The 12,001-nt window shown below is 44.3% G+C and carries 10 protein-coding genes and 1 pseudogene; 7 read left to right on the forward strand and 4 right to left on the reverse strand.

The genetic code is table 11. The features are described from left to right. Window positions 1-17 precede the first annotated feature (17 nt). The 3 genes from RIC07_RS39000 to RIC07_RS39010 all read left to right on the forward strand — a co-directional run bounded on the left by RIC07_RS39000 (window position 18) and on the right by RIC07_RS39010 (window position 2,779). On the forward strand, window positions 18-1,001 hold the full coding sequence (locus tag RIC07_RS39000) for a GntR family transcriptional regulator (protein WP_446377532.1): 984 nt from the start codon (window positions 18-20) through the stop codon (window positions 999-1,001). A gap of 460 nt (window positions 1,002-1,461) precedes the next feature. After that, entirely contained in the window at window positions 1,462-2,109 is a 648-nt protein-coding gene (locus tag RIC07_RS39005; protein ID WP_446399208.1) for a hypothetical protein, read from the forward strand. Between the two features lie 28 nt (window positions 2,110-2,137). Continuing rightward, entirely contained in the window at window positions 2,138-2,779 is a 642-nt protein-coding gene (locus RIC07_RS39010) for a hypothetical protein (RefSeq protein ID WP_446399209.1), read from the forward strand. Window positions 2,780-2,910: 131 nt separating this feature from the next. Here the strand turns inward: RIC07_RS39010 and RIC07_RS39015 are convergent. The 3 genes and pseudogenes from RIC07_RS39015 to RIC07_RS39025 all read right to left on the reverse strand — a co-directional run. Beyond that, a pseudogene (locus tag RIC07_RS39015) lies at window positions 2,911-3,141 on the reverse strand (DUF4870 domain-containing protein); the annotation flags it as partial. A 252-nt stretch (window positions 3,142-3,393) separates the two neighbouring features. Continuing rightward, window positions 3,394-4,710, reverse strand: coding sequence for a sensor histidine kinase (locus RIC07_RS39020; protein ID WP_446399210.1), 1,317 nt, complete (start codon window positions 4,708-4,710; stop codon window positions 3,394-3,396). Between the two features lie 267 nt (window positions 4,711-4,977). Then, complete coding sequence (locus RIC07_RS39025) at window positions 4,978-6,363, reverse strand: sensor histidine kinase (protein WP_446399211.1); 1,386 nt, start codon at window positions 6,361-6,363, stop codon at window positions 4,978-4,980. A gap of 441 nt (window positions 6,364-6,804) precedes the next feature. Here RIC07_RS39025 and prfC point away from each other — a divergent pair, with 441 nt between their 5' ends. From prfC to RIC07_RS39045, 4 genes are all read left to right on the forward strand, one after another. Continuing rightward, complete coding sequence (prfC, locus tag RIC07_RS39030; protein ID WP_006106022.1) at window positions 6,805-8,433, forward strand: peptide chain release factor 3; 1,629 nt, start codon at window positions 6,805-6,807, stop codon at window positions 8,431-8,433. A 286-nt stretch (window positions 8,434-8,719) separates the two neighbouring features. Beyond that, on the forward strand, window positions 8,720-9,517 hold the full coding sequence (locus tag RIC07_RS39035) for a TIGR04255 family protein (protein WP_446399215.1): 798 nt from the start codon (window positions 8,720-8,722) through the stop codon (window positions 9,515-9,517). Between the two features lie 94 nt (window positions 9,518-9,611). After that, window positions 9,612-9,872, forward strand: a complete 261-nt coding sequence (locus RIC07_RS39040) for a hypothetical protein (RefSeq protein ID WP_446399212.1) — start codon at window positions 9,612-9,614, stop codon at window positions 9,870-9,872. Window positions 9,873-9,894: 22 nt separating this feature from the next. Further along, window positions 9,895-10,485 (forward strand): hypothetical protein, encoded by a 591-nt coding sequence (locus RIC07_RS39045; RefSeq protein ID WP_446399213.1) that lies wholly within the window; start codon window positions 9,895-9,897, stop codon window positions 10,483-10,485. 261 nt (window positions 10,486-10,746) lie between these two features. On the opposite strand, the gene purM is transcribed toward RIC07_RS39045, so the two are convergent. Further along, complete coding sequence (purM, locus tag RIC07_RS39050; protein ID WP_446399214.1) at window positions 10,747-11,790, reverse strand: phosphoribosylformylglycinamidine cyclo-ligase; 1,044 nt, start codon at window positions 11,788-11,790, stop codon at window positions 10,747-10,749. Between the last annotated feature and the right edge of the window lie 211 nt (window positions 11,791-12,001).

A 12,001-nucleotide genomic window follows, 5' to 3' on the forward strand; every position in this document is an offset into this window, starting at 1 on the left:
GCTTAGGAGACTTTATAATGGTTCAACATCATATCCAGCCTGATAGCGAAATCCCTGCTTCAAAGCAGCTATTCGACCAAATTCAGTTTGCGATCGCCTCTCGCCAATATCCGCCGGGACATAAACTGCCCAGTACCCGTCAGTTAGCCATGGAGACGGGGTTGCATCGGAATACAATCAGTAAAGTATACCGCCAGCTAGAAGAAACCGGACTGGTTGAATCCATCGCCGGATCAGGGATTTATGTGAAAGCCCAAGGTCATGAAGGCGGAACTCAGCGTCAATCTCCGATTCTCCAGCAATATCCCCAAGCCTCCAGAATTGTCCAGCAGAGTTTGGACGAATTACTCTCTCAAGGTTGCTCCCTCAATGAAGCCCGCGAACTCTTTTTAGCCGAAATTGACTGGCGGTTGCGCTGTAGTGCTAGAGTCCTTGTTACCGTAGAGTCACGAGATATGGGCGCTGGGGAGTTAATGGTGCAGGAATTGGAATCTGCCCTGGGAATTCCCGTCCAGTTAGTCCCCTTAGAAGAATTAGAACAAACCCTAGAACGAACCAATTCCGGAACAGTCGTCACTAGCCGTTATTTTATCCAAAAAGCCGAAGCGATCGCCGCGCCGAAATCTGTGCGGGTGATTCCTGTGGATATCCACGACTATGGACAAGAAATCGAGATTGTTAAAAGTCTTCCCAAAGACAGTTGTCTGGGTTGTGTAAGTTTGAGTGGGGGTATTCTACGGATTGTAGATGTGATTATCCACAGTTTACGTGGGGACGATTTACTCCTGATTACCGCTCAGGTTAGTGATAAATATAAACTGAATGCTTTAGTTCGTAGTGCGCGAACAATTATTAGCGATCAAGCCAGTTATGATGCCGTTAAACGGGCAATTCTAGACGCCAGGGATGATCTGATCCGTCCGCCTAAGCTGGTTTGCAGTGAAAATTATATTGGCACAAAATCGATTAATTTACTCAAACGTGAGTTGGGTTTAGGGTAATTAGGGGTTGCTGAATAAGGATTGTGGTGAGGATAAGGAACAAGGAATAGGGAACGGTTTTAGTGCGAGCGTCTCGCTCGCTATTTTGTATGTTTTTATAGCAGTAGACACATCGATTAGGACTTTCGGCACCATTGTAGAGACGTTGCATGCAACGTCTCTACATAAATGATGTGTCCTAACAGCCATGGCGGTTGCTATATCTATCGAGGCAAACTTGCTTGCACTCGTTCCAAGGTTTCAAATTGGCTATTAAACATAGGACGGCTGAGAACCTAGGAAATGCACGGTATGATACCAAATCTGGGTTAGCTAACCCTGTTATAACCCAGTCCGCGCAGGCGGACTACCCTTCGGGAAGGCTTCGCCTATGTTTGTGTAGCAGCGATTTCAATCGCCTCCTCAAGAGGGAGTAATAAAGGCGAATTTGGTATGATCAAGGTAATCATGCTTCATTGCCATGCCTAAGTTTACCTTTGCCGCTATCTCTCTAGACGATCTAAAATCCTTCATTCACCTCCATGAAGGATTCATCGGTAACTATGAATGGAACCAAACTGATTCTATTGTCCTAACAGAGCATGAACAGCAGCGAGTTACAGAGGTAAGTGCCTATTTACTCAACCATGACACAACCCTGATGAATGAAGCAACCGTCTGGGGGAAGGCAATTTTTCCATTGCTGATCCTAGCCGAACAAAATAATATCGAAGCGTGGGCAGAGGTAACACTCAAAGCACAATACAAAACCTTTGAGTTAGAAGGTGTAGCGGATGGTGTACTGGGCAAAAGTGCGATCGGTCGAATTGAAGCGCCTTATCTTGTTGTTTTAGAAGCCAAAAAAGGTCTTGATGCCCAAAACCCTGTGTATCAGCTTTACGGTCAACTCTTGACGGCTGCCCATTTAAATTGGGAACTCAATGGTAACGATTGTCAAGAAATATTTGGTTGCTACACGATTGGCGATACTTGGAAGTTTATCCGGGCAGAGATTTCAGAGATTACCAGCAATCGCCCTGTTCTCAAAACTGAATACTCTCGCGAATATGTTGAAAAACTAGAAGCAGAAACGATTCTCAAGCTCCTGAAAAGTATCGTGCAGCGTTAAATATAATACCAGGGAGGAGAATGACACCATGCCTAGGGTTTTAGATCCAAGCAAATCCTACACCTTTAGCAAGTATTTTGATTTGCCTTACTCACCTGAAGATATTTTGGCAGATTTAGGCTGTACCCTTGAGCGTACCGATCGCAAAGATCTGCCCTATACGCAATGTGAATTAGATTGGCTACCTGAATTCGCACAGAGTATACGGCGCAGACTGAAACGGGTGAATACCACGACTGAACAGGCACGCCGGGAGGCATTGATTTTTCCGTTGATCGATCAGATTTGCGATCGCTTAAACTATTCAATCAATATTGAGTATACCGTTAGTGTGAGCAATTGGTTAAAAGGTTCACTCGATTACTATATTTCCAGTCCCAGCAATTTTCTAATCATTGAAGCCAAGCAATCGGATTTAACCAAAGGCTTTACTCAGCTTGCTGTTGAATTGATTGCTCTCGATCATTGGGTAGAAAGTGATAGTCCGATTTTGTACGGTGCGGTTTCGAGCGGGGAAATTTGGCGATTTGGGCTGTATGATCGCGCCGCACATCATCTGGTGGAATATTTACCTTTACATCCAATACCGCAGAATTTAGAGTTTGTAACGCGGACGATTATTGGAATTTTGCAGGGAGAGGCGATCGGGGACAATCCAGTCTTGATCTGACACGGGGAATCGCCCTGAGGGGAATGGGGAAGATGAGGAAGATGAGGGAAATAATGAAGATGGGGGAGATGGGGGGAACAAACCATTTGCTTGAGCAAAGTGAAGGGTCACGTCGGGGCGGGTTTAGTTACATAACCAATAAGCACAATCGTCAAGATGCCAAAGATTAAGCCGTAGATCCAAAGGTTAATGTGAAAGTTCAGCGATTCTTTCGCGTTTTCTTTCACCACTGGATCATCCGATACGAACAAAACGGCGATCGGAATCGCGATCGATACTAACGCCGCACTAATAAAAATTGATCCATGACAGAGGGCAGATAAAAGCTTGCGTTTGTCGCTATCATAAACATCATACGTCATGCGACAGTCCTCCTTCCCCTCAAGGGAAACTAACTCTTCATCCTGACTGTAGCAGGTTCGCTGAACAATACAGGTCGTAAATTCCGACCTACGCAGGGGGGATATTCCTCTTATAAGGTACACAGATCCTGTAATTTGCATACCCCTACACCCTACACCCTACACCCTACACCCCACACCCTACACCCTACACCCTACACCCTACACCCCACACCCCCTTCACGCCGTCAAACTCACCTCTGGCTGAGGTATTTATTGCTGTCGATGTTGCTGAATCGGAATCGCGATCGCGAATTCTGCGCCTTGTCCTGGTGCAGATCGACAGTTAAGCTGACCCTGATGTCTATCAACGACGATTTGATAGCTAATCGATAGTCCTAATCCAGTTCCTTTACCCACAGGTTTGGTGGTAAAGAAGGGATCAAAAAGTTGACGCTGAGTTTTATCGCTCATTCCCGGACCGTTATCGATAATTCGGATCGCAACTTGGTTAGGTGCTACTGTTTCAGTCCGAATCCAAATTGTGGGATGATTTTTGCCATTGCCATTATCCATTTTTCTTGAGTCCTCTAATGCATCGATCGCATTACTCAAGAGATTCATAAAGACCTGATTCAGTTGTCCCACATGGCATTCAACTTTGGGCAATTCTGCATACTCTTTGACAATTTTAATTGCTGAATATCCGGGTTTTTCCTTGACTTGATTTTGCAGGATTAGCAATGTGCATTCTAATCCTTCGTGTACATCTACCGCTTTGAATTCCGCTTGAGCAATCGGCGCAAAGTTACGCAATGATGACACAATTTGGTGAATCCATTTTGCTCCCGCTTCCATTGATGTCAACAGGTTTGATAAGTCATCTCGCAGAAAAACTAAATCCATTTCTTCTGCTGCTGTCTGAACTTCTGGGACAGGTTGAGGATAGTGTTTATCGTACAGGGAAACTAAATGTAGTAAATCTTGAACATAATTTTTGGCATGGACTAGATTATGAAAAATAAAGCCAACTGGACTATTAATTTCACAGAGTAATCCAGTAACGAGTCGTCTTAAACTCGACATTTTTTCCCTATGCACCAATTGCGCTTGGGCGTGTTGTAAGTCACGCAACGCCTGTTCTAAGAGGGTGGCTTTTTGCTGAATTTCATCCTGCGATCGCCTCAGGGCAATTTCGGTTTTTTGACGTTCCTGAATGTCAGCTTCTAAACGCTGGTTAGCAACTTCGAGTTCCACCGCACTGGCAACATCAAAAGCTTTGGGCATTAATGGGATTAATTCTAGGGCAGTATAGACAGAAATTAACGCTGTGATCGCTTTGACGAATCCAGATAGCCAATAATCGGGATGCCAAATTGTCCAAATTCCCATCCCATGAGTCATACCGCAAGCAACGATAAAAGCGGCAAACATGAGAAAGACTCGTGAAAATGGCAAGTTTTTTCGTTGGTAAACGAAATAGATTAAGGTTAAAGAAATTGAAGCATACGCTAGGGCAATGAAGGCATCGGATAGCAAATGTAGCCAGACTAAACTCGGTTTCCACAGATAGCAGTTGCCATGAGGCATGAAAAGTGGGACAGTCAAACTGTGCGTGATCAAAGACTTCATCATGTCTCTTTCTCAATCAAGGATTAGCTTTTAACTCGGTGGGTACAATTAATTAAAGTGAGGCGCGTCATTCGTCCTTTGTCAGGAGTTAAGGTCTGTTTGCCAAACTTAATTAAGTTTATTTTACTTAAAAAACACTGATCTGGTCATATTAAAACAGTCTAGATAGTTAACTTGATAAAACAAGCCTGACTTTAAGTTGACACGGCTGTCCCTATCCCTCCTTTAAGTTGTCAAACTTGCCTCGGTTTGAGGTATTTGTTGCTGTCGATGTTGCTGAATCGGAATCGCGATCGCGAATTCTGCGCCTTGTCCTGGTGCGGATCGACAGTTCAGCTGACCCTGATGTCTATCAACGACGATTTGATAGCTAATGGATAGTCCTAATCCGGTTCCTTTACCTACAGGTTTGGTGGTAAAGAAGGGGTCAAAGAGTTGATGCTGAGTTTTCTCAGTCATTCCTGGACCATTATCGATAATCCGGATCGCAACTTGGTTAGGTGCGATCGCTTCAGTCCGAATCCGAATCGTGGGATAATTTTTTCCATTATCCGTGGTTCTTGATTCCTCTAACGCATCGATCGCGTTACTCAAGAGATTCATAAACACCTGATTGAGTTGTCCCGCGTAGCATTCTACTTTGGGTAAATCTCCATACTCTTTAACAATCTGAATTTCCGCATATCCCGGTTTTGCCTTGAGTTGATTTTGCAAAATCAGCAATGTACCTTCTAACCCTTCGTGCAAATCCACTGCTTTCACCTCAGCTTGATCCATCCGGGCAAAGTTACGCAATGACAGTATAATCTGACGAATCCGCTTGGTTCCCACTTCCATCGATTCGAGTAGGTGAGGTAAGTCCTCTCGCAGAAACCCTAAATCCATCTGTTCCGCCGCCGCTTGAATTTCTGGGACAGGTTGGGGATAGTGCTTATCGTACAGGGAAATTACATCCAGTAAATTTTGTGCATAATTTTTGGCATGGACTAGATTTCCGAAAATAAAGTTAACTGGATTATTAATTTCATGGGCTAACCCGGCAACGAGTTGTCCCAAACTCGACATTTTCTCCGTATGAACTAATTGGGCTTGGGCATGTTGCAAGTCACGCAACGCCTTTTCTAAAAGGGTCGCTTTTTGCTGAATTTCATCCTGCGATCGCCGCAACGCCACTTCGGTTTGTTGGCGTTCTTGAATTTCAGTTTCTAAACGCTGGTTGGCGGCTTCGAGTTCTACCGCACTGGCAACATCAAAGGCTTTGGGCATTAATGGTATTAATTCTAGGGCAGTGTAGACGGAAATTAACGCCGTAATTGCTTTGATTAATCCAGATAGCCAATAATCGGGATGCCAAATTGTCCAAATTGCCATAGCATGGGTCATACCGCAGGCAATGATAAAAGCGGCAAACATGAGAAAGATGCGGGAAAACGGCAAATTCCGTCGCTGGTAAACAAAATAGATTAAGGTTAGGGGAATTGAAGCATAAGCTAGGGCAATGAAGGCATCGGATAAGACATGTAGCCAGACTAAACCGGGCTGCCACAGATAGCAGTTGCCATGAGGCATGAAAAGTGGGGCAGTCAAACTGTGCGTGATCAACGACTGCATAATGTCTCCTTCTAGTCTAATAATCAGCTCTTATCTAGTAAAATTGAAACGGTTTGAGGGGACTCAATCAGTGATCTGTGAAACCGTGAACTATGACTCAGCGTACAGTCAGGAACTCCAAGCCTCCTTGTTACCCCTTACTAACCCTGATTTTTGATGGTGGAGGATGTAACCCCCTAGTCAGGAAATAAGGAGAAAGTTCTCACCCTGTTAACGTTTGAACCTGAAGAAATTGGATTGACTCAAACGGCACTGACTTAAGTATTCCCCAAAACTAGAAGAAACTACACCTTCTAGGGTTATAAGTCTATAGGGTGAATTGTTATAAAAACGCTTGACAATATATGACTTAGGATATATAAATTACCAACTCAAGCTCACCGACCCAGGATCTCAACTTCTATAATAGAAGGCTGAGTGTTCCGTAATTAGGCGTTTTGAATGTCCACTGAACTTAAGGCTGAACTGCAAACGGCGGTTGAACACCGACGAAATTTTGCGATTATTTCCCACCCAGACGCGGGGAAGACGACGCTAACCGAGAAGCTGTTACTCTATGGAGGTGCGATTCACGAAGCTGGTGCGGTGAAAGCACGACGGGCGCAGCGTAAGGCAACGTCGGATTGGATGGCGATGGAACAACAACGGGGAATTTCGATTACCTCGACGGTGTTGCAGTTCGCGTACAGGAATCGCCAGATTAATTTGCTGGACACGCCGGGACACCAAGATTTTAGTGAAGATACCTATCGCACATTGGCGGCGGCGGATAATGCGGTGATGCTGGTGGATGCGGCGAAGGGGTTGGAACCACAGACGCGCAAGTTGTTTGAAGTCTGTCGGATGCGATCGCTGCCGATTTTCACATTTATGAACAAAATGGATCGTCCGGCGCGGGAACCCTTGGAACTGTTGGATGAAATTGAGCAGGAGTTAGGGTTACAGACGTATGCCGTGAATTGGCCCATTGGTATGGGCGATCGGTTTAAGGGCGTGTTTGACCGCCGTCTGCGGCAAATTCACCTATTTGAACGCACGGCACATGGGAGTAAGGAAGCGGGAGACACGGTAATCGATTTGGGGGATTCCCGGATTGAAAAATTGCTGGATCAAGACCTGTATTATCAGTTGAAAGAAGAGTTAGAACTGATTGAGGGGATTGGACCCGATTTAGATTTAGAGTTGGTGCATCAGGGTCAGATGACGCCTGTGTTCTTTGGTAGTGCTATGACCAACTTTGGCGTCAAGCTGTTTTTGGATGCCTTTTTAGAGTACGCCATGCAACCCGAAGCCTACAAGTCTACCGAGGGGGAAATGCCGCCAACCTATCCAGACTTCAGCGGATTTGTGTTTAAGCTGCAAGCCAATATGGACCCCAAGCACCGGGATAGAGTGGCATTTGTCCGGGTTTGTACGGGTCGATTTGACAAGGACATGACCGTGAACCATGCCCGGACTGGTAAAACGGTACGGTTGTCAAGACCTCAGAAGTTATTTGCCCAAGGCAGGGAATCTCTGGATGTGGCATATCCAGGCGATGTGATTGGCTTAAATAATCCAGGAGTGTTTGCGATCGGGGATACGATTTACAATGGCAAGCGTTTGGAGTATGAAGGAATTCCCTGCTTTTCTCCGGAATTATTTGCCTATTTAAAAAATCCCAATCCCTCTAAATTCAAGCAATTCCACAAAGGGGTGACAGAGTTGCGCGAAGAAGGGGCGATACAGATTATGTATTCTGTGGATGAGTCCAAGCGCGACCCCATTTTAGCCGCCGTGGGACAGTTGCAATTTGAGGTGGTACAATTCCGCTTACAGAATGAGTATGGCGTAGAAACGCTATTAGATATGTTGCCCTATAGTGTTGCCCGTTGGGTAGCTGGGGGGTGGCAAGCTTTAGAAAAAGCGGGACGGCTATTTAACACGGCGGTGGTGAAAGATAACTGGGGGCGTCCAGTTTTGTTGTTTAAGAATGAGTGGAATTTACAGCAGGTGATTGGGGATCATCCAGAGTTACAGTTGAATGCCACAGCACCTGTGGCGTCGGGACAGGAACCTGATTCGTTGTGACCTCTCCCCTAACCCCTCTCCGGCGAGGAGAGGGGAATAATTTTGTAAGCAATTACAACCAAGAAAAAAACGATGGCGAATGGAATTCGCAGCTACACAAACCAAGTCCGCCTGCGCGGACTGATGTTGAGACTGAGTTGACTGAAATAACGACAACATGGTCACAATTGACAGCCCAGCAATTCTTTTCTGGATACAGCGAAACAGATGCTATCTATGACAACGTTATGTGAGTTATAATTTAAGCTGGAATTACGATGGTTTATTTTGTGGCGAAAACGGGTTGATGTACTTACCTGAGTCCGAGCGTGTAATTTATGAACGCAATCCCCTTATTCAGGTTGCGTGCCAATTGCGGTTCCCACCCATACTTAAGATTTCTCGCCAAGAGCCAGTGGATTTTCAGGATGAGATCAGGTTTCAGTACCCACTCTTCGAGAGTACACAGCCGCAGGTTCCATCTGAAATCTCTCAAGCCATTCAAAAATTTGGTTTACCCCTATTGAGCGATATATCCTATAGCTTTAAATCTGAAGACCAGATATGGCACTTATGTATTAGCAAAGATTCTATTACTCTAAGTACATCTGCATACGAGAGGTACGAACATTTCCAAAAACGTTTTCGAGAAGCGGTTGAACTTTTTGAAAGAATATATATACCATCTTTTTACACAAGGGTTGGGCTTCAATATCAAGACTTGATTATTCGCTCAAAGCTAGGGCTTGAGAATAAACAATGGTCAGATTTGATCACAGAACATATTGGTTCCGAGTTATACAATGCTAAACTTGCACCCTCAATTCAGTCAATTATAAAAGACCTAGTTTTGAAAACTGAACAGGGTCAAGTCCATTTTAAGCATGGACTTGTTTCCGTGAAACAACCAGACAGAAGTGACGATGAGCTTGCTTATTTATTAGATGCTGATTTTTATACAGAACGAAAAATAGAGAGAGGTGAAAATGTCTGGAACATACTCGGTAAATTCAACAAATCAGCTAGAAATCTTTTCAGATGGAGCATCACAGATACCCTCCATCACGCTATGCGACCCCAGACACTTGAAACCACAGAGATATAGTCAAACTTTAGCAGAAATTCCTACAAAAAATTTTGTTGTTGATCGAGAAAGTGGGAAAACGCTTATAGTTCAGCATCCATCTTTTGAACTAAGAATGTCCGATTCTTCTCTATCTTTCAGAAGTGATTGGAATCGCCTACCTCTCAGTAAACTTATTGCACTACTGAAATGTTTGCTAATCCTCCAATCTCTGCCGGAATCTGCTTTAGAAGAAGCGGCTGAGGAACTTCAAGGAATTGCTGATTTTTATTCTGATCGCTTTTCTCAAGCTAATCTGTCTACTATTCCAGCTAGCCGTGTTAAAGGTAAATTGAAATCCGCTCAAGTTAGACCACCTATTGTTGTGGAACCATAGCTTGTCTAACAATATTTGATGCATGAAAAAAAAAGCTATCTACCAGCCGTCAATTAAGAATGCTTCTCTCAGGCAAGGAGAGATACTAACAGATGTGGTTCAGTACAACCCTGTTGTTAGTGAACTATCACGAGAGGCTGAAGAATTGTCTTTTGAACCAGTCATTCATCCTTATGCAATTATTGTTACACAAGATTGTGATTTAGATTGGGATTATAGAGCTAGGCAAAGTAATAATGCTCAATCATCAAAATTGTTAAATTCTGTAATTTTATGTGAAATTGCAACAGCACAAGAAGTTAGAGACATAGCAGATAAAGATATCATGAATAGGAAAGCATGGGAGTTAGTTAAATCCCAACGTCATGAAAGGTTTTATTTTTTTGAAAAGATTCCTGTTGAATATGAATTAGAACAAGCAGGTTTACCTGAGTTGACGGCTGATTTCAAGAAAATATTTGGAATTGATGCATCTACCTTATACTGTCAACTTGACCTAGGGATAGCCAAGCGACGCACCGTTTTATCGAGTCCTTACCTAGAGCATTTTTCTCAACGGTATTATAGTTTTCACAGCAGAGTTGCATTGCCTTATCAATACGAAAGTGAATGAGAAAGTTAATAGTCGGCAGGTATAAAAACGAATAAATGGCATCCATCGGATGTCCTTATGCTTCTGACTCATCTCAGGAAATCAGCTACGATCAATAAAATAGTACAAAATAGTAGTTTTGCGATCGCACTAAATCCGGGTTAACTACCCCCCTTATAACCCAGTCCGCGCAGGCGGACTTTGTTTGTGTAGCAGCGATTTCAATCGCCACGACAAAACAATCGCCATGGCAAAAGGGAGTTCTTATTCACAACATCCTAATTAACCCGATAGACCAACCACTTCCCCTGAACCTTCAATTACTTCCCCAATCCGATAAGCCGCAACACCTTGAGATTCAAACCAACGACAGGTTTTTTCCGCTTGAACGGATGACACCAACACCACAAACCCAATCCCCATATTGAACGTATTAAACATCTCTCCCCGACTCACTTGACCCGCCTCAGCTAGCCACTGAAAAATCGGTAAAATCTCCCAGCTATTCGGCTCAATCTGCACCGATTGCCCTTGACCTAAACACCGAGGTAAATTCTCTGGTAAACCGCCACCCGTAATGTGAGCCATACCATGAATTTCAATCCCAGCTTGTAGCGCATCTAGAATCGGTTTCACGTAAATTTGAGTCGGTGTCAGCAGCACGTCTCCTAAACGTTGACCTCCCAGTAAATCGGGACAGCTATCCCAACTGAACGGCGATTCCTGGTTAACCGAATCGCTAACAATTTTGCGGACTAAACTAAACCCATTACTGTGAACCCCCTGACTGGCTAAACCAATCGCCACATCTCCCAATTGCACCTGAGAACCGTCTAAAATTTCGCTTTTTTCCACAATCCCCACGCAAAAGCCAGCAATGTCATACTCTCCCGGTTGATAAAAACCGGGCATTTCTGCGGTTTCTCCTCCCAACAATGCACAGCCAGCCTGACGACATCCCTGAGCAATACCCGCTACCACCTGAGTGAGTTGTTCTTGATTCAGTTTTCCTGTGGCTAAATAGTCCAAAAAAAATAGGGGTTGTGCGCCAGATGTCAAGACATCGTTGACACACATGGCAACTAAGTCAATACCAACGGTGTCGTGACGATTCAACTCATGAGCCAGTTTCAGCTTTGTCCCTACTCCATCCGTTCCCGACACTAAAACGGGTTCGCGATATCCCATCGGTAACTGGAAGCAACCATTAAAGCCACCGAGTCCACCTAAAACTTCCGGTCGATGGGTGCTTTGGACTAGCCCTCTAATTTGCTGTACAAACGCTCGACCTGCTTCGATATCAACACCAGCTTCTCGATAATCCATGGGATAGCACTAGGAATGAAAGAATTTTTCCGAATGTAGGGGCGGATTTCACTATTATCATTTTTTTCTGCCGCTTCTAAAAACCTAGACAAACCTACCCATAAGGAATTCTGCCTTGGTATAAGTCCACGGTGTAACTTTTGGTCGATAACCGTTAACGCTTGCGCTTGGCTGATACCCGGCGTTGTTGCTCGATATCAGCCTTAACCAA

This window comes from Coleofasciculus sp. E1-EBD-02 (assembly GCF_040218245.1).
Classification (GTDB): domain Bacteria; phylum Cyanobacteriota; class Cyanobacteriia; order Cyanobacteriales; family Coleofasciculaceae; genus Coleofasciculus.

Excerpts from the sequence above, each read along its gene's own strand:
- RIC07_RS39000 (WP_446377532.1), top strand. The coding sequence starts at position 18 with ATGGTTCAACATCATATCCAGCCTGATAGCGAAATCCCTGCTTCAAAG.
- RIC07_RS39005 (WP_446399208.1), top strand. The coding sequence starts at position 1,462 with ATGCCTAAGTTTACCTTTGCCGCTATCTCTCTAGACGATCTAAAATCC.
- RIC07_RS39010 (WP_446399209.1), top strand. The coding sequence starts at position 2,138 with ATGCCTAGGGTTTTAGATCCAAGCAAATCCTACACCTTTAGCAAGTAT.
- RIC07_RS39020 (WP_446399210.1), bottom strand. The coding sequence starts at position 4,710 with ATGCCTCATGGCAACTGCTATCTGTGGAAACCGAGTTTAGTCTGGCTA.
- RIC07_RS39025 (WP_446399211.1), bottom strand. The coding sequence starts at position 6,363 with ATGCAGTCGTTGATCACGCACAGTTTGACTGCCCCACTTTTCATGCCT.
- prfC (WP_006106022.1), top strand. The coding sequence starts at position 6,805 with ATGTCCACTGAACTTAAGGCTGAACTGCAAACGGCGGTTGAACACCGA.
- RIC07_RS39035 (WP_446399215.1), top strand. The coding sequence starts at position 8,720 with ATGTACTTACCTGAGTCCGAGCGTGTAATTTATGAACGCAATCCCCTT.
- RIC07_RS39040 (WP_446399212.1), top strand. The coding sequence starts at position 9,612 with ATGTCCGATTCTTCTCTATCTTTCAGAAGTGATTGGAATCGCCTACCT.
- RIC07_RS39045 (WP_446399213.1), top strand. The coding sequence starts at position 9,895 with ATGAAAAAAAAAGCTATCTACCAGCCGTCAATTAAGAATGCTTCTCTC.
- purM (WP_446399214.1), bottom strand. The coding sequence starts at position 11,790 with ATGGATTATCGAGAAGCTGGTGTTGATATCGAAGCAGGTCGAGCGTTT.